The sequence below is a fragment of the Bartonella sp. AA89HNZF genome, from assembly GCF_042196905.1.
In the GTDB taxonomy this organism is placed as follows: domain Bacteria; phylum Pseudomonadota; class Alphaproteobacteria; order Rhizobiales; family Rhizobiaceae; genus Bartonella.
The window spans coordinates 76,346-93,710 of sequence record NZ_JBHIRD010000006.1; the positions used below are offsets into that span (position 1 = coordinate 76,346).

The 17,365-nt window shown below is 38.0% G+C and carries 15 protein-coding genes and 1 other RNA gene; 7 read left to right on the forward strand and 9 right to left on the reverse strand.

The window, feature by feature from the left end; genetic code table 11:
• Positions 1-26: 26 nt before the first annotated feature.
• On the reverse strand, positions 27-608 hold the full coding sequence (locus tag ACFIN0_RS04460; protein ID WP_375701992.1) for an SCO family protein: 582 nt from the start codon (positions 606-608) through the stop codon (positions 27-29).
• Positions 609-747: 139 nt separating this feature from the next.
• Here ACFIN0_RS04460 and ACFIN0_RS04465 point away from each other — a divergent pair, with 139 nt between their 5' ends.
• Positions 748-1,377, forward strand: coding sequence for a DapH/DapD/GlmU-related protein (locus ACFIN0_RS04465; protein WP_375701993.1), 630 nt, complete (start codon positions 748-750; stop codon positions 1,375-1,377).
• Positions 1,378-1,428: 51 nt separating this feature from the next.
• Here the strand turns inward: ACFIN0_RS04465 and ACFIN0_RS04470 are convergent, their stop codons facing one another.
• The 5 genes from ACFIN0_RS04470 to ssrA form a co-directional block, all read right to left on the reverse strand.
• On the reverse strand, positions 1,429-3,768 hold the full coding sequence (locus ACFIN0_RS04470) for an ATP-dependent helicase (RefSeq protein WP_375701994.1): 2,340 nt from the start codon (positions 3,766-3,768) through the stop codon (positions 1,429-1,431).
• Between the two features lie 120 nt (positions 3,769-3,888).
• Positions 3,889-4,140, reverse strand: a complete 252-nt coding sequence (locus ACFIN0_RS04475) for a ribbon-helix-helix domain-containing protein (RefSeq protein ID WP_273788067.1) — start codon at positions 4,138-4,140, stop codon at positions 3,889-3,891.
• 10 nt (positions 4,141-4,150) lie between these two features.
• Positions 4,151-4,333: a DUF4169 family protein gene (locus ACFIN0_RS04480; protein WP_375606982.1), complete on the reverse strand. Its 183-nt coding sequence runs from the start codon at positions 4,331-4,333 to the stop codon at positions 4,151-4,153.
• A gap of 8 nt (positions 4,334-4,341) precedes the next feature.
• On the reverse strand, positions 4,342-4,893 hold the full coding sequence (locus ACFIN0_RS04485) for an SspB family protein (protein WP_375606983.1): 552 nt from the start codon (positions 4,891-4,893) through the stop codon (positions 4,342-4,344).
• Positions 4,894-5,062: 169 nt separating this feature from the next.
• Positions 5,063-5,419: a transfer-messenger RNA gene (gene ssrA / locus ACFIN0_RS04490) on the reverse strand.
• Positions 5,420-5,515: 96 nt separating this feature from the next.
• Here ssrA and ACFIN0_RS04495 point away from each other — a divergent pair.
• Positions 5,516-5,821, forward strand: coding sequence for a DUF2853 family protein (locus ACFIN0_RS04495; RefSeq protein ID WP_375606984.1), 306 nt, complete (start codon positions 5,516-5,518; stop codon positions 5,819-5,821).
• A gap of 68 nt (positions 5,822-5,889) precedes the next feature.
• Here ACFIN0_RS04495 and ACFIN0_RS04500 read toward each other — a convergent pair whose 3' ends face one another.
• From ACFIN0_RS04500 to ACFIN0_RS04510, 3 genes are all read right to left on the reverse strand, one after another.
• Positions 5,890-7,197 carry an MFS transporter gene (locus ACFIN0_RS04500; protein ID WP_375606985.1) on the reverse strand — a complete coding sequence of 436 codons (1,308 nt, stop codon included), beginning with the start codon at positions 7,195-7,197 and terminating at the stop codon, positions 5,890-5,892.
• 670 nt (positions 7,198-7,867) lie between these two features.
• The gene (locus ACFIN0_RS04505; protein ID WP_375606986.1) at positions 7,868-9,178 is read right to left on the reverse strand and encodes an MFS family transporter; all 1,311 of its coding nucleotides are present in this window, start codon (positions 9,176-9,178) and stop codon (positions 7,868-7,870) included.
• A gap of 909 nt (positions 9,179-10,087) precedes the next feature.
• Positions 10,088-11,395 carry an MFS family transporter gene (locus ACFIN0_RS04510; protein WP_375607008.1) on the reverse strand — a complete coding sequence of 436 codons (1,308 nt, stop codon included), beginning with the start codon at positions 11,393-11,395 and terminating at the stop codon, positions 10,088-10,090.
• A gap of 221 nt (positions 11,396-11,616) precedes the next feature.
• Between ACFIN0_RS04510 and ACFIN0_RS04515 the strand changes: the two genes are divergently transcribed.
• The 5 genes from ACFIN0_RS04515 to ACFIN0_RS04535 all read left to right on the forward strand — a co-directional run bounded on the left by ACFIN0_RS04515 (position 11,617) and on the right by ACFIN0_RS04535 (position 16,792).
• Positions 11,617-12,411 carry a thymidylate synthase gene (locus ACFIN0_RS04515; RefSeq protein WP_375701995.1) on the forward strand — a complete coding sequence of 265 codons (795 nt, stop codon included), beginning with the start codon at positions 11,617-11,619 and terminating at the stop codon, positions 12,409-12,411.
• Entirely contained in the window at positions 12,408-12,917 is a 510-nt protein-coding gene (locus ACFIN0_RS04520) for a dihydrofolate reductase (RefSeq protein WP_375701996.1), read from the forward strand. Before ACFIN0_RS04515 ends, ACFIN0_RS04520 begins: the two co-directional genes overlap by 4 nt.
• Positions 12,918-13,036: 119 nt before the next feature.
• On the forward strand, positions 13,037-14,176 hold the full coding sequence (gene hflK / locus ACFIN0_RS04525) for an FtsH protease activity modulator HflK (protein ID WP_375701997.1): 1,140 nt from the start codon (positions 13,037-13,039) through the stop codon (positions 14,174-14,176).
• A gap of 2 nt (positions 14,177-14,178) precedes the next feature.
• Positions 14,179-15,117 (forward strand): protease modulator HflC, encoded by a 939-nt coding sequence (gene hflC / locus ACFIN0_RS04530; RefSeq protein WP_375606990.1) that lies wholly within the window; start codon positions 14,179-14,181, stop codon positions 15,115-15,117.
• 151 nt (positions 15,118-15,268) lie between these two features.
• Positions 15,269-16,792, forward strand: a complete 1,524-nt coding sequence (locus ACFIN0_RS04535) for a Do family serine endopeptidase (RefSeq protein ID WP_375701998.1) — start codon at positions 15,269-15,271, stop codon at positions 16,790-16,792.
• Positions 16,793-17,365: the final 573 nt, after the last annotated feature.

Genomic DNA, 17,365 nt, shown 5'->3' on the forward strand with positions numbered 1-17,365 from the left:
GCTGTTCTTTCTTTTGATTGGCTTTTTTAGTTTGATATGAGTTTTTTTAGCCGTTCAATGGCGATTTCATCTTTTAATTCGCTATCGCTTTCTTTCGTGTCATAACGGATAACACCCGCTAATTTTCCACCTTTTTTGAGTAAAAAAATTGCTGCCGTATGGTTATAAGTATAGTTTTCATCTGTTTCAGGGACTTTTTCAGCAACGATGTTGAAAGAATTGACCATTTTATGAACTTTATCAGGATCTCCACTGATGCCAACGATTTTATTGTTAAAATTGCTGAGATAATTATGGAGTACTTCTGGTGTATCACGTTCGGGGTCAACAGTCACAAACCATACTCCTAACTTATCAGCTTCAGGTCCAAGCGCTGTAAGCCATTGATCAAGATTCATCAGTGTGGTAGGGCAGATTTCAGGACACATAGTGAAGCCAAAAAAAATTATTGAAGGCTGGCTTCGAATATCCGCTTCAGTAATCGTTTTTCCATTTGAATCAGTGAGCGTAAAGTTATCACCTAAAGGCTTATTTATAAATGCATCATAAATAAAAATCCCCGTAAGAAATATAGCTGTTAGCCCTAAAATGCGGAGTACATTTTTCATAGTTTGTCTCTTTTAAAAGTGTCAAAAAATTCTAGCATTGGCTGGTTTGTTTTGCAATGTTTGTTTCACGGTTGATTTTATTGGCTTGGTTGGTATGTCTTTCCATATCTATTGATGAAGCAATTGATGGAAGGTAAGAATGAATATTGAAAACGATCTTCGATTTCATGAAAGTAAACCTCGTATCCATACGACAGCACGGCTGCATGGTTGTAAATTAGGGCGCTATGTGGAAATTAATGAGCGGGTAGTTTTGCGTGATGTAATAGTTGGAGATTTTTCTTATTTAGAACGTAACAGTGAGGCTATTTACAGCGATATTGGGCGTTTTTGTTCTATTGCATCTCATGTCCGTGTGAATGCGTTGGAGCATCCCATGGAGCGCGTTTCAACGCATAAAATAACCTATCGTCCAAACGAATATTTTCGTTATATGGCACTCGATAGTGGTTTTCGTGAAAGGCGTTGTGCAAAACGTGTTATTATTGGGCATGATGTGTGGATTGGACATGGTGCGGTTATTATGCCTGGGGTGACAATTGGTCATGGCGCTATCATTGGCGCGAACGCTGTTATAGCGAAAGATGTTTTGCCTTATACGATTGTCGTTGGGGTGCCTGCTAAGCAATTGCGGATGCGTTTTCCCAATCATGTGATAGAATGCCTTTTAGATATGGCTTGGTGGGATTGGCCGCTTGATAAAATTCACAACGCATTGCCTGATATGCAAAATTTGCCCATTGAAGCCTTTGTTCGCAAATGGAAATGACATTTAAAATAAAGTTGTCTCTTAAAAAAACGATTGTGGTTTGCTTTTTATTTAAGCTTTGTTTACAAAATTATCCAGTACACGCTTTTCTCCGGCTTTTTCGAACATTATTGTCAATTTATGATCGTCTATTGCTGTAATATGACCATAACCAAATTTTATGTGAAAAATCCGATCATTGACAGAAAAATCTGATGGTGCATGAGAGAGTGATTGAGAGATAACTTTCCCTTCAATATTTTTGTTTTTTTGTGCACGCTTTTGTCTTGGTGTTGCATAGTCATTATAAAAGGAATCGTGATGTTGAAAGGAAGATTTTCCATAACCACCATAGGATGTTTCCATTTCTACAACTTCTATATGTTCTGCTGGTAATTCATCTAAAAAACGGGAGGGGAGAGCAGGTTGCCAAAGTCCATGAATTCTTCGATTCGATACAAACCATATATGCAAATGTTTTTTTGCTCTTGTTAGACCTACGTAAGCAAGACGCCGTTCTTCTTCTAATCCTGAACGTCCACCTTCATCTAATGAGCGCTGGTGGGGAAAGAGTCCTTCTTCCCAACCTGGAAGAAAAACTGTTTCAAATTCAAGTCCTTTGGCTGAATGAAGGGTCATGATGTTGACTGCATCCATATTTTCATTATTTTCCGTTTCCATAACGAGTGCAACATGTTCCAAAAAACTTTGAAGATTTTCAAATTGTTCCATGGAACGAATCATTTCTTTAAGATTTTCTAGTCTTGTAGGAGCCTCTGGTGAGCGATCTTCTAACCACATGTTTGTATAACCAGAATCATCAAGGATGATCTCGGCAAGTTCTCTATGAGGAGTGTCTTGAAGCATATTTTGCCAGCGGCGGAAGTTTTCAATAAGGATTCGTAACGCACTGCGTGCCTTAGGCTTTAATTCATCTGTTTCAATGATGTCTGCGGCAGCAGAAAAGAGAGGAACAGCACGTGCACGTGCACTCTCATAAAGAATGCGCAGGGTTGCATCTCCTATGCCGCGTTTTGGTGTATTAATAACACGCTCAAAAGCTAAATCATCAGTAGGTTGGACAACAACGCGTAAATAAGCCATGGCATCACGTATTTCCATGCGTTCATAAAAGCGTGGGCCACCAATGACGCGGTAGTTAAGGCCAAGTGTTACAAAGCGATCTTCAAATTCACGCATTTGAAATGATGCGCGTACCAATATAGCCATATGATTTAATGCATGACCGGTTTGTTGTGCGCGTTCGATCTCTTCTCCGATTGCTCGTGCTTCTTCTGCCGAATCCCATGCTGAATGAATTTTTACCTTTTCTTCCTCACTCTTTATTTGAGCAGAAAAAAGGACTTTTCCCAGTCTTTCTTCGTTATGCGCAATGAGATGGGAGGCGGTTTTAAGAATATGGGATGTTGAGCGATAATTGCGTTCTAGACGAATAATTTTAGCAGAAGGAAAATCTTTTTCAAAACGTAATATATTTTCGACTTTTGCACCACGCCATCCATAAATGGATTGATCATCATCGCCAACACAACAAAGATTAACATGTTGACCTTGAGGATGTTGGGCCAAAAGGCGAAGCCAAAGATATTGTGCTGTATTTGTATCCTGATATTCATCGACAAGAATATAACGAAATTGAGAATGATATTCGCGAAGAATATCTGGATTATGTTGGAAGATAGAGATAGAATGAAGTAGAAGGTCACCAAAATCACAAGCATTAAGATCTTTTAATCGATTTTGATAACTGTGATAAAGTTCACGTCCCATGCCGTTACCAAAGGAATGAGCATCACTTTTTGAGATATGTGTTGGTGAAAGTCCTTGATTTTTCCAAGAATCAATCATCATGGCAAGGTTTCGTGCGGGCCAACGCTTATCGTCTAATCCTTCAGCTTGAATAAGTTGTTTTAAAAGTCGAAGAACATCATCGCTATCGAGAATTGTAAAGTTTCTTTTTAAATCAACAAGCTCTGCGTGACGGCGTAAAATTTTAGCTCCAGTGGAATGAAAGGTTCCAAGCCAAGGCATACCTTCAACAACTTCTCCAATAAGTTCACCAATACGTGTTTTCATTTCACGGGCTGCTTTGTTGGTGAAAGTGACAGCAAGTATTTGTTGAGGTGAGGCGAGTCCAGAGCACAGAATGTGAGAAATACGGGTTGTTAAAACGCGTGTTTTTCCAGTACCAGCACCTGCAAGAACTAAAAGAGGCCCCTCAGTATTCATAACAGCTTGTTGCTGTTCTGGATTGAGCTGTTCTAAATAGTTTGTATTATATGATTTTTTTTCTTTTAGGACAGGGGAAGAAAACCCAGAATTTTCCTTATCATGGTCTGGAGGGGAATCTTCTTCAAAGAAAGGTATGGTGTGATCAGAAAAATTACTCATTGTATCTCTTTTGTAGTCTTTTTTTCATTGAAGTTCTAGATTAAAAAAACTTCTCTTAAAAAGTCACAACAGTTTCAGTTGAACAGACAGAAAGAGAACGTAAAAAAATAAGCACAAACATTAAAGGCGTTGGGTGAGAACGCTTTGAAGGGCATAAACGCGTAACGAGGCCGAAAGATTTACTTGTTGTGGTCTTTTGCTATCAATATCGGTAATAATAAAGGCTAAAGATTGTCCTTTTTTGCGGGCTATATCTTTTAGAATATCTAAAAATGGTGGTTCTAAAGAAACGCTTGTTGCGTGTCCATCAACGCGAACAGATATCTTTCGTGGAATGACTTTTGACCAATCGATAGAATTATTTTCGTGCATTTTTCCACCTTTATTCGTCGTTTCGTAAACGATTTTGATCAAGAAATTTTTGCGTTTTTAAAGATTTTTGTTGCTCAAAAAGTTTTTCAGTTTTTGTTCGTCCAAAACGATAACGATTTTGCTCAGCACAAAGAGATTTTTCTGTACGTTTTTTTTGTTTTCGAAATTGGCGAAGATTAATCAATTCAGTCATGAGAAAAATTATTTTTTCCGAAAGGAATCTAAAGAGACAACATCAGCACTTTGATTTTGTTTTGCATCGTTATTTGAAGGTTCTATATTTGTACTGAGATTTTGTTCTTTTGTAAGCGTATTTTCTTTTTTTTGTTTGTTTGATAAGGTAATGGGCGTAGTTGAGGTATTTTCTGAATGTTCACTTTCTCCAGAGGTCAGATTTGAGGGCAGATCAAATGCTGCTTCAAATGCTGCTACAGGATCATAAAAGACTTGAATGGAAGTAAAAGGAATCACGAGCTTTTCGGTTATTTCCCTGAAAGAGAGGGTTACTTCGAAAGCTGTTTCTGAAACACTCAGATCTCTAAATTGATGTTGTAAGACGATTGTCATTTGCTCGGGATAGCGATTTTTTAGCCGAGGAGAAATTTTAACGCCTGGGGCATTTGTCAAAAAAGTTATAAAAAAATGATGATTTCCCGGAAGACCTGCTTTGGCAACTTCCGATAAAACTTTACGGATAACTCCACGAAGTGCATCCTGAACGAGAATATCGTAACGGATTTGATCTTTAACCATCGAAGTTTATTCCTTTTATTTCACGTAGCAGAATGGGGCGTATTGATATTGTGTGATAGAATATATTTTAAATTAGCAGATTTTTTCTACGATGCACCTCAATAAATACGAAACTCTATGGTAAATAATGTCTGATAATGTCTGAAAGATCAATCAACAACATTTAAAAAGTGAAGGCTTCTGTTGCCAGGTGCCTCCGAACCCCGCTTAAACCTGCGACGGTTTAAGACTCAATTTGAAACATTCACACCACCTTAAGCGGCGAGACGTGCTTCCGCATAGTTGTCATTTGCAACTACTCATTTAGCCCGATAACGGTGGTACAATGCCGAGTAAAAGAGCGATCTTTACACCCTTGTCGATCCTATTTCGCCCCCACCAAAATATAACTTTGCTTTCTTATATTTTGGTGGAGGCGCCGGGTACCGCCCCCGGGTCCAATAGGTTTATTTCACCGTCCATTTATTACCATAGCTGGTAAACCAGCCTTTTAAATATAGATGAAGAACAGTCTTAGGAAAAGGGGGGTTGTTAATATTTTTAATCCTCTAATTATTTATAGAGCTATATGATGCGGCTGTAAATTATAGTCCGCTCATTTTTGGAGAGGAGATGATGCAAAATGACAAATAATTTAGCAGATATTAAACTATATGATTCAAATCCCGATGAAGCAGCAGTAGAACGACTTAGCCGTCGTTTAGCTTTAGTGATGAAAAAGCAGGATGCAGCGCTTGTTGCTACATCGGATCCAAAAGAGTTAGAACGTGTTGAAAAATGGGTTCAAGATGTTTTAGAAGCTGATGAACAGAGTGCTAAAATGGCCGTTTCAAAAGTGGCTGAGATGATGTCTGGAGAGCGTAGAAAAAGTCGACTGACTTTTTATTATCTAGTTGCTAAGCACCTTAATGCACTTCATAAAATTTAAACAATATTAAATTTGCGATAATGATAAAAAAGCCCAATCTCTTGGGCTTTTTTCGTTTATAAAAAGGGTTAATGTTTTTCATCTTCTTGGAGGTATCCCCCTTTACGCATACTCGGGACAAAGAGAAGAGCAATGAATGCCATGATCATCACGACGGTTATATAAAAATAAAAGAGTGATTCATGACCGTACTTTTTTAATCCAAGCGCAACGTATTCAGCAGAACCACCAAATAAAGCGTTACCAATGGCATGAGAGATACTAACGCCTAATCCACGTATTGAAGAGGGAAACATTGCTGATTTTACGACACCAGAGATGGATGTATACATGCTCATAATGAAGAGCAAGCCAATAATGACCGATAAGGCAACCCATAGACTATGCGTATTACCGATTATCCAGAGTCCAGGAAATGTAAAGATGACAGAGAGTATACTCCAAATGATAAGTAAAGTTTTTGTTCCAATTTTATCGGCTATGATACCAGCTATGGGTTGGAATAGGATGAAAATAAATAGTACAGCTGTCATAATCGTTGTTGCGGTATGTTTATCAAAGCCGGTGGTTGTGATCAGATATTTTTGCATATAAGTCGTAAAGGTGTAAAATGTGAGTGATCCTCCTGATGCAAAGCATGCAATTACGACAACGGCTTTTGTATGCTTGGTGAGAAGTTCCTTAAGACTGCCAGAGTGTTTGTGAGAGCGGCTTTCTTTCGTGGTTGTTTCGTGGAGAGAACGACGCAGATAAATCGCAATCACTGCCCCGAAACCACCAATCACAAAAGGAATGCGCCATCCCCATGCTTTTAACTGATCTTCAGAGAGATAAGATGCTAGAATAAATATAATGAAGCTGGCAAGAAGTTGACCTGTAATAAGGGTGGCTGATTGGAAAGAAGCAAAAAGCCCTCGATGTTTTTTGAGAGCAACTTCGCTCATATAAGTGGCTGCTGTACCATATTCACCACCCGCTGAAAGTCCTTGCATCATCCGAGCTAAAAGTAAAAGGATTGCTGATGTTATTCCTAAGGTTTCATAGGTGGGAAGTATGGCGATGAAAAAAGAGCCACCACACATCATAAAAATGGATATAAGCATCGAGCGTTTACGTCCATAACGATCGGCGATAAATCCTAAAAACCAAGCTCCAATAGGGCGCATAAGAAAGCCAATAAAAAACACACCCGCGGTTTTTAACAGTGGCGTAATCGTATCACCATCGGAGGGAAAGAATTGTGATGCAAAATAAATTGATGCAAATGAGTAAACGTAAAAATCATACCACTCTACGAGATTTCCTGATGCGCTTGCTATAATAGCAAAAACACGTTTTCTTGCATCCTGTGATGCTGAAATTGTTTCATTTTCCATGAATTGTTCCCCTTTTGGATTTATAGTCCATATATTTATTTCTAAATATAATTTCTAAACATAATTTTTTATGATTTCCAGAAAAATCCAATTGTATCATGATAATTTCTTAGAGAAATTCTTTAAGATGATTTATTGGAGTTATATTGTTATTATTTTTAAGAGTTTTACTTGTGTTATAGAATAAAAAGTTATCACGTTGCATTTAAAGGGAGAGAACATTGAAAAGTAGATCAAGATACCTTTAAACTTTATGAGAAGAATGCAATATTGGCATCATACCGGAAGATCATAGAAGAGATGGTCTTTATGAGCAGAAAGCCCCAAAACTGAAAATATTTCATAAAGCTTAAATAATGTAAAAGGGGATTTTGTGTCCTCACTTATCTTATTGTATCATAACACATCATCATTTAGGAGGGTGAGGTAAGCCTCAGATAAGGTTTTCCGTATGAGGTGTTTTTTAGATATCGTGATAAATATTTAGGGTAGGGCTGCCCATAGAATCTTATCAAGTAAATTACATAAAGAGGGCAGTAACTATAGACAATTTAAGAGAAACTGAGTTGTTTGTAAGACGAATGCGGGGCGGGTTTTCGTTCTTTACTAGGGTGGAGAGGAGATCAAAAAAAGCCCAATTTCTTGGGCTTTTTTTATCCAGAAAATAAGTTTAATGAAGTCTATCGTCTTTATCGAGATATCCTCCTTTATCTATATCAGGCATAAGAAGAATAGAGATGAGTGCAATGACCATCATACCAACGATGTAAAAAAAGAAAACAGATTCGTATCCCATATTTTTTAATCCAAGCGCTACATATTCAGCAGAACCGCCAAACAGTGCGTTGCCAATGGCAAAAGCAAAGCCAACACCAATTGCTCGGATTGAAGCAGGGAACAATTCTGCTTTTATGATACCAGCAATGGACGTATAAAAACTCATAACACAGAGTATTCCAATAATGATTAAGAGTGCTGTCCATGGATTATGGGCATTCCCGATCATTTTAAGTACAGGAATGGTGCAGATAATGGATAATACACCCCAACTGATGAGTGAAGCTCTTGCTCCAATTTTATCGGCTAGCGAACCAAAAAGCGGTTGGAGTAACACAAAAACAAAGAGGGCGGCAGTCATTATTGTTGTTGCGGTTTGTTTATCAAAGCCAGTGGTTGTGATCAGATATTTTTGCATATAAGTGGTGTATGTATAAAATGTGAGTGATCCGCCAGCTGTGAAGCCAACAACCAAAAAGAACGCTTTTTTATGATTACGAAAAAGTTCTTTAAGACTACCAGCGTGTTGTTCAGAGCGGCTTTTGAGGGTTGTTGTTTCATGAAGCAAGCTACGCAGATAAATTGCAACGATTGCTCCAAAGCCACCAATGACAAAGGGAATACGCCATCCCCATGCTTTTAACTGATCCTCGTTAAGGTAAATGGCTAAAATAAATATTATAAAACTTGCCAGAAGTTGACCTGAGATCGTTGTTGCATATTGAAAAGAAGCAAAGAGACCACGACGATTTTTGGGCGCAACTTCACTCATATACGTTGCGGCTGTACCATATTCACCGCCAACGGAAAGCCCTTGAAACATACGGACAAAAAGGAGAAGGAATGCTGCTGTTATTCCCAAAGTTTTGTAAGTGGGAAGTATGGCAATGAGAAAAGAGCCCCCACACATCATAAAAACAGAAATAAGCATTGAGCGTTTACGTCCATAACGATCAGCAATAAACCCAAAGAGCCATGCTCCAATTGGACGCATAAGAAAGCCAATAAAAAAGATTCCTGCCGTTTTTAACAATTGTGTAACGATATCTTCATCTTCAGGAAAGAATTGCGAAGCGAAATAAACCGATGCAAAGGAGTAAGCGTAAAAGTCGTACCATTCTACCAGATTACCGGATGCACTGGATATAATAGCAAAAATACGTTTCCTTGTATCATGTGGATCTAAAGTTGTTTGATTATTCATGAAGTATTCCCCTTTTAGATTTATAACTTTTCTTCTTTTTAAAGCTATTTACGATGTGCATTATAAAAACGCCATTGTATCATGATAAATTTTTAGGGAAACATAAAGATTTTTTCTAGATCTATCAGTGCTGTTTTGGGCTCATGGTGTTGTTATATTGCGTAAATCTATCCTTAAGGAAATATTGTTTTTTGTTTGATTGTGAATTATTTGCATATGCAGAGTATTTATGAAGATATGATACTCTTTAGTTTATATGCTTGATGTTGTTTCGTAAAATGATGTTATTGACTATTGCATGCGAGGTTGGTGTATCAGTTAAAATACTTTTTAGAAATGATCTTAAGTGTTAAGGGGGAGTACAATATTAAGAGTTCGTCAATAGTATAATAATAGCGGCTTGCACTTTTATTAAGTGTAAAGAGAGTGATGCCCATGTTTATATTTTACGGGGCTTTTACGTTATGTCATTCACGGGTGCCGTTGTGAAATGGAGTTGGGTATATTGAGAAATGTTTCTCAAAAAAGTGTGCGAATTCATAATATAATTGTATTTTCTATTTTTCATGAAAGGATTTGTTTTGCATGAGGGGGTACTATTAAGAACGTATTAAACAAAATCATGAGTGTAATCTTTATTATTGATAAAATTTCTTGAAAGATAATCACTTTTCTTCGATTTTGAGTGGGAATGGGGGGTATTAAAATAAATCAAAAATTTTTTATCTTCAGCAAAAGAAGCATTTATTCATAATAATATGCAGCTGTTTATTTTTATAAGCAGTATATGCAGGAGAGAAAATTTCTTCTTTAGGTGTTTGAAGAGATAAAAAATCGTGCGCTTTAAGCTTCTATGGGAAAGAATTACAAAAAGCCCAGAATACTGGGCTTTTTTGTTAACATCAAAAGTTAATGAATATCGTCTCCTTGTAAATATCCTTTTTTGCGCGCATCGGGCATCAAGAGAACCGCAATGAATGCAATAATCATCATGCCGGTTATATAAAAATAGAAGACAGATTCGTATCCAAGGTCTTTTAATTCAAGCGCTACGTATTCAGCAGAGCCGCCAAACACTGCATTGGCAATAGCATAAGAGAATCCAACACCTGTTGCTCGCACTGAAGCGGGAAACATTTCTGACTTTACAATACCAGAGATGGATGTATAAAAGCTCATAATGCATAGCATTCCAATAATGACTGATAGAGCAATCCATGTTTCATTAGTGTTACCAATTACATGAAGTCCAGGAATCGTAAAGATAATAGATAAAACACTCCAAATAAGCAGTGAAGTTCTTGTTCCAATTTTATCAGCCATAAAACCAAATGCAGGTTGAAGTAACATGAAAACAAAGAGCGCAGCAGTCATGATTGTTGTTGCAGTATGTTTATCAAAGCCGGTGGTTGTGATCAGATACTTTTGCATATAAGTTGTATAGGTATAAAATGTGAGCGATCCCCCAGCTGTAAAGCCAACAACTAGAAAAAAAGCTTTTCTGTGATTGCGTAGAAGCTCTAAAAGACTACCAGCTTGCTTTTTAGAACGATTTTCTTCTGTGGTTGTTTCATGAAGTGTACGGCGGAGGTAAATTGCAACAACTGCTCCTAGGCCACCAATGGCAAATGGAATACGCCATCCCCACGCTTTTAGTTGATCCTCTGTAAGATAAAGTGCTAGAATGAATATAACCAGACTGGCTAGAAGTTGTCCACCAATCAGTGTGGTATATTGAAAAGAGCTAAAAAATCCACGGCGGTTTTTGAGTGCCACTTCACTCATATAAGTGGCTGTCGTACCATATTCACCCCCGACAGAAAGTCCTTGAAGCATTCGGAGTAAAAGTAAAAGAATTGCTGCTGCCATTCCAATAGTTTCATAAGTAGGAAGTATGGCGATTAAGAAAGAACCACCACACATCATACCAACAGAAATAAGCATTGAGCGTTTACGTCCATAGCGGTCAGCAATGAAGCCAAAGAGCCATCCGCCGATTGGGCGCATAAGAAAACCAATAGCAAAGACACCAGCGGCCTTTAAAAGTTGTGCAACGACATCGCCATCTGAGGGAAAAAATTGTGATGCAAAGTAAATGGATGTAAAAGAATAAACATAAAAATCATACCATTCTACTAGATTACCTGATGCACTGGATACAATAGCCCAGATACGTTTTTGCGTATCATGTGATGCTAAAGATTCTTGTTTTTCCATAGTCAATCCCTTCATTTCACGTTCACCATTTTTGTTCATTATCACTCTATGTTCTTTTCTTCAGAAGCTGTCTATAGTATTTTATCTTTTGCATAAAAATTTTAGTCAGATCACGATAATTTCTTGTGTAAGATGTTTTCGGATAAAGATTTGAATTATGTTTGTACGAATTTTACAGTTTTTATTTTCTATAATGAGGAGAATCGGACATAATAACCCTCATGAAATCATATCTGGCTCTTTTATCCCACGTTTTAAATCAGGGTATTGATCGTACAGATCGGACGGGCGTTGGAACGCGATCTATTTTTGGATATCAGATGCGCTTTGATTTACAAGCAGGATTTCCATTGTTGACAACAAAAAAACTACATTTACGTTCAATTATTTACGAGCTTTTGTGGTTTCTTAAAGGTGATACAAATATTGCATGGTTGAAAGAACATGGTGTGTCAATTTGGGACGAGTGGGCTGATGAAAAAGGAGATCTTGGTCCTGTTTATGGTTATCAGTGGCGTTCTTGGCCTGCTCCTGATGGGCGCCATATTGATCAAATTAGTAATCTTTTAACAATGATTAAAGAAATGCCAGATTCTCGTCGCTTGATTGTATCTGCTTGGAATCCTGCATTAATAGAAGAAATGGCTTTACCTCCGTGCCATTGTCTTTTTCAATTTTACATTGCGGAGGGAAAATTGTCCTGTCAGCTTTATCAGCGTTCGGCGGATATTTTCTTAGGTGTTCCATTTAATATTGCATCCTACGCACTGTTAACGATGATGATTGCGCAAGTAAGCGGTCTTAAAGTAGGCGACTTTATTCATACTCTGGGGGATGCTCATCTTTATTCTAATCATTTTGAACAGGCAAAATGTCAATTGTCTCGTAGACCAAATGCTTTGCCATGTATGCGCATAAATCCAGCGGTAACAGATCTTTTTTCTTTTCAATTTGAGGATTTTGAATTGCTTAATTATGAAGCACAATCCCATATTAAAGCGCCGGTAGCAATATGACGATTTCCATTTGTTTAATTGCTGCTGTTGCAGAAAATGGTGTTATCGGTCGTGAAGGTGTAATGCCGTGGCATTTATCAACGGATTTGCAACGCTTTAAAGCTTTGACATTGGGTAAGCCCATTATTATGGGAAAAAAAACTTGGGATTCTCTTGGGCGCCCTTTACCAGGGCGTACAAATATCGTCATTACGCGTGATTGTACTTTCAACGCTGAAGGGGCTGTTGTTGCTCACTCTTTATCGCAAGCTTGCTCTCTTGCAACAAATGTTGCTTCTCAAAATGATGTAGAGGAAATTTTTATTATTGGTGGTGGTGAAATTTTTCAACAAGGGTTGCATATGGCTGATAAAATATTCCTTACAGAAGTTTTAGCCTCTATAGAAGGTGATAGTTTTTTTCCTGTTTTTGATAAAGAAAAGTGGACTATTGTGCAAACACAAGATATTCCAAAAGGGGATAAAGATAGTCATCCGACACGTTTTGTTGTTTATGAGCGGAAATAATTTTTTGTAATATGAAGTGGAAGGGTTTATCAGTTGTATTGTAATGAGGTAAGAGACACCCTATAAGATCAAGCAAATGGTTGGTGTTCGAGTAGTGGTAATCAGTTAAAGAGGTGATAATGCCCTGGACAAATCAAAATGGTGGTGGCCCGTGGAGTGGCGATAAAAACAGTGGTGACAAAAAAACACCAGCTAAGAATATCTTTGGTTCTGGTGGCGGTAATGGTGGCGAAAATGGTCCTAATCTTAATGAAATTTTGCGCAAAGGGCAGGATCAGTTTAAACAATTCGGGAGAAGTAGTCTTTCTGTTTTGTTCCTTCTGCTTATTGTGTTTTTTTGGTTATACCAGTCAATTTATATTGTTCAGCAAAATGAACAAGCGGTAGAGTTGCGCTTTGGCATCCCTAAAGAAGGCATTATTGGTGATGGGTTGCATTTTCATTTTTGGCCAATTGAGACCTATATGAAAGTCCCTTTAACGGAAAAAACAATCGCGATTGGTGGGAAGCCCGGTCAGGCGCAACAAAGTGATGGTTTAATGCTTTCGAGTGATCAGAATATCGTTAATGTTAATTTTTCTGTTTACTATCGGATTTCATATCCTAGTCAGTTTTTATTCAATGTGAATGATCAAGAGGGAACTGTCCGCCAAGTTGCTGAGAGTGCAATGCGTGAGGTCATTGGTTCGCGGCCGGTTGATGATGTTTTACGTGACAAGAAAGAAGAAGTTGCTAATGACGTTAGAAAGATTATCCAGTTGACTGTGGATAAATATCAACTTGGTGTCGAAATAAGCCGTGTGTCTATCAGTGAAGCTGCTCCTCCAACAAAGGTTGCTGCTGCGTTTAATTCTGTTCAACAGGCGGAGCAGGAACGTGGAAGAATGATTGAAGAGGGGAATCGTGTGCGTTTTACGAAAATTGGTTTAGCAAATGGTGAAGCTTCACGCACACGGGAAATCGCAAAAGGTGAAAAGGCACAAATGGTTGAAGAGGCAACAGGGCGTGCTGAACGTTTTCAGGCAATAGCTCGAGAGGCTGCGATTTCACCAGAAGCTGCGCGCTACCGTCTCTATATGGAGACGATGGGGCGGATTCTTTCTTCACCAAATAAGCTGGTTCTTGATCAGGCAAATTCTCCAGCGGTGCCTTATTTACCTTTGAATGAATTGTTGCGTAGCAAGTCATCGGAAAAAGTAAAGGCAACAGCAGCGCGTCCTGCGTTACTCTTAGATTCTCGTATTTCTGGAGGAGATTAATTATGCAGCAATCTCGCTTTTTGTTTGTTTTTAGTGCTATAGTGTTTGTTTTGATGATTTTGTGGATGTCCGTATTTATCGTCTATCCTCGTCAACAAGTAGCAATTAAGCGTTTTGGACAAATTGTTCAGGTAGAATCTAATCCTGGAATCTATTTCAAGGCGCCCTTTATCGATAAGATGATCATTGTTGATAATCGGTTATTGCGTTACGATGTTCCTACACAATCTGTACAGGTTCGTGGTGGTGCGTATTATGAGGTGGATGCGTTCTTTATTTACCGTATTACAGATCCTAAGTTGTTTTTACAGCGCATTGCTTCTGGGCGTCCACAAATTGCGGCACGTGAAAACCTTGCACCACGGTTTATTGACGCTTTGCGTGCTGTTTATGGTAAGCGAGAATTTAAAGCAGCCTTATCGGATGAACGAGGCGCGATGATGGCTGAAGTACAGAAGCAATTTTCTGTAGATGCAGGTTCGTTGGGTATTACCATTGTTGATGTGCGTATTCGTAAAACCGATTTGACTGATGCTGTTTCAGAAGATGTCTATCGGCAAATGGCAGCTGAACGTGAAGCTGCTGCGGAAAATATCCGAGCTCGTGGTCAGCAGGAGCGAGATCGTATTGTGGCAGAAGCTAATCGTGAGTATGAGGAAATTGTAGCAGCTGCGAAGCGTGATGCTGAAATTACCCGTGGTGAAGGTCAAGCTGAAAGTATTCGTCTTTTATTGAATGCGAGGGAGGCTAATCCGTCTTTTTACGATTTTTGGTTGGCGATGGAACAATACAAGAATTTAGAGAAAACACCGATGGTGATTTCTCCAAATGAGGATTTCTTTTTCTATTTTCGTAATCCGCCGCAGGCAAATAAAGCATTCTTACCGACAATGAATACTGGCCTCAGTAAAACTGATCCAAAATCGGGAGAGAATAGATAAAATAATGGATTGCAGATACGAGATTTTGCATGAAAAGAATGATCTGTGACCATTTTCTTTTATGGTAAAAGTGGTAGAGAGTATCGAGCCGTGCTGGTTTTACGTAGATAAATTTAGTAGGGCTCTTTGCATCTTTGATTAAAGGCATGTCATGGATAGAAGTGTCGTGAGTAAAAATACGTTTTTAAAGTTTTTTATCACAAGAGTTGTTTTTTGTGTGACTTTGTTTCTATCAGGATCAGTGAGTTTGTCTTGGGGAGCCGAGACAAGCAAGGCATTGCTTTCTATTCCCGATTTAGCTTCTGAGCTTTTGGAAACAGTTGTGAATATTTCCACGGCGCAGACTGTTGAAGGAACAGAACAGGATGAAAATACTGCGGTACCCATTATCCCAAAAGATTCATTGTTGGAGGAATATTTTAGTGATTTCTTTACGCCTAAAGATGGTCAAAAAGATAGTCAATTTCAAAAGGTGCGTTCTTTAGGGTCTGGTTTTGTGATTGATGCGCAAAGAGGGATTATTGTTACAAATTATCATGTTATCGTTGATGCTGATGATATTGAAGTTAATTTTACGGATGGTACAAAACTAAAGGCAAAGCTTCTTGGAAAGGATAGCAAAACTGATTTGGCGTTGCTTCAAGTCGATGCAGGAAGTAAAAAATTAAAAGCTGTGCGTTTTGGTGATTCAGAAAAGGCACGTATTGGTGATTGGGTTATGGCTATTGGAAATCCTTATGGTTTTGGTGGAAGTGTAACAGTTGGCATTATTTCTGCACGTAACCGTGATCTTAATGCTGGTCCTTATGATAATTTTATTCAAACAGATGCAGCAATTAATCGTGGCAATTCTGGTGGTCCGTTATTTGATAGAAATGGTGAAGTCATTGGCATTAATACAGCAATTGTTTCACCTTCGGGAGGATCTATCGGTATTGGATTTGCTATTCCATCGGATATGGCTCTTTCTGTTATTAATCAATTGCGTGATTTTGGAGAAATAAGGCGTGGTTGGTTGGCTATTCGTATTCAGCCGGTAACAGAGGATATTGCAAAAAGTTTAAAATTGGACAATGCTGTGGGAGCATTGGTGGCTGGTAAAATAGAACAGACGAAAGAAAATAATGTAGATAATAGCCAGTTACAAACTGGAGATATTATTCTTTCCTTTGGTAATTCCAAAATTAAGCATGCACGTGATTTGCCGCGTTTAGTTGCAGAGAGTTCAGAAGGAAAAGTGGTGGACGTTACTGTTTTACGCAATGGGCAAGAAGAAACAGTAAAAGTTAAGCTTGGACGTTTGATTGAAACAGATCCAAATGAAGATACAGAAGAAGTTGATGATAAAAAAAATCAAGATCTGTCGAAAAACGTGACAATGCAATTTATGGGCATGACGTTATCTGAACTGACAGAGGATTTGCGTCATCGTTATTCAATTTCAGATAAACTTCGAGGACTAGTGGTGACAGCTGTTGCACAAAATAGTGCAGCGGATAAAAAGCGTATTCGCGTTGGTGAAGTGATAGTTGATATTAATCAGAGTTCTATCACAACAATTGATGAGGCTAAGAGACGTATTCATAAATTACGTGAAGCTGGACGAAAAAATGCTCTCTTTATTGTTGCGCGTCCAGATGGAGAGTTACGGTTCGTAACGATTTTAATGGATTGATGTTTGAAAAATTATTTTTTTGTTTTTTAGCAGATTTAGTATATGGGGTCTTTTGCAAGTCAGGCATGTGATGTTCAATGTTTCTCAAGCTCATTTCACGATAGAGAGCATGGGCTGTGCAATATAAAATCTATAGGAAATCATTATATCTTTATGCTGGATATAAAGTATAAATTGGTGCCATCATAGTATTTTTCAGTTATCAATATTGTAACAGCCTAGACTTTGAAATGCTGCATAAGAGATATTGGTACACCTTTCTTAAGTCCATTTTTATCTCTGCTTGTGATGCGCAAGTAAATGGTATTGATATGATGCTTTATAAGGCTCTGATTATAAACCGGCGTAGCATGCTATTTTTATAGGAAAAAATAAAGCTATTTGATTGTATAGATTAAACTTAGTATTATTTTCATAAATGATGACAAAGAGTATGTTTTTAATGGCATTAACGGACAGAATTATTATAGCTGTGGTTTGTTATTGAATTATGATAGCAAAAAATGCTTGGAAATTCCTTTGGTGTTGTTATTAAGTCCATTTTTTCTTTTTTATAAGTTTCATAGGATTTTC

Coding starts and splice junctions, on each gene's coding strand:
- hflC (WP_375606990.1), top strand. CDS start 14,179: ATGCAGCAATCTCGCTTTTTGTTTGTTTTTAGTGCTATAGTGTTTGTT.
- ACFIN0_RS04485 (WP_375606983.1), bottom strand. CDS start 4,893: ATGGTTAAAGATCAAATCCGTTACGATATTCTCGTTCAGGATGCACTT.
- ACFIN0_RS04460 (WP_375701992.1), bottom strand. CDS start 608: ATGAAAAATGTACTCCGCATTTTAGGGCTAACAGCTATATTTCTTACG.
- ACFIN0_RS04470 (WP_375701994.1), bottom strand. CDS start 3,768: ATGAGTAATTTTTCTGATCACACCATACCTTTCTTTGAAGAAGATTCC.
- ACFIN0_RS04505 (WP_375606986.1), bottom strand. CDS start 9,178: ATGAATAATCAAACAACTTTAGATCCACATGATACAAGGAAACGTATT.
- hflK (WP_375701997.1), top strand. CDS start 13,037: ATGCCCTGGACAAATCAAAATGGTGGTGGCCCGTGGAGTGGCGATAAA.
- ACFIN0_RS04515 (WP_375701995.1), top strand. CDS start 11,617: ATGAAATCATATCTGGCTCTTTTATCCCACGTTTTAAATCAGGGTATT.
- ACFIN0_RS04480 (WP_375606982.1), bottom strand. CDS start 4,333: ATGACTGAATTGATTAATCTTCGCCAATTTCGAAAACAAAAAAAACGT.
- ACFIN0_RS04465 (WP_375701993.1), top strand. CDS start 748: ATGAATATTGAAAACGATCTTCGATTTCATGAAAGTAAACCTCGTATC.
- ACFIN0_RS04535 (WP_375701998.1), top strand. CDS start 15,269: ATGGATAGAAGTGTCGTGAGTAAAAATACGTTTTTAAAGTTTTTTATC.
- ACFIN0_RS04500 (WP_375606985.1), bottom strand. CDS start 7,197: ATGGAAAATGAAACAATTTCAGCATCACAGGATGCAAGAAAACGTGTT.
- ACFIN0_RS04495 (WP_375606984.1), top strand. CDS start 5,516: ATGACAAATAATTTAGCAGATATTAAACTATATGATTCAAATCCCGAT.
- ACFIN0_RS04510 (WP_375607008.1), bottom strand. CDS start 11,395: ATGGAAAAACAAGAATCTTTAGCATCACATGATACGCAAAAACGTATC.
- ACFIN0_RS04520 (WP_375701996.1), top strand. CDS start 12,408: ATGACGATTTCCATTTGTTTAATTGCTGCTGTTGCAGAAAATGGTGTT.
- ACFIN0_RS04475 (WP_273788067.1), bottom strand. CDS start 4,140: ATGCACGAAAATAATTCTATCGATTGGTCAAAAGTCATTCCACGAAAG.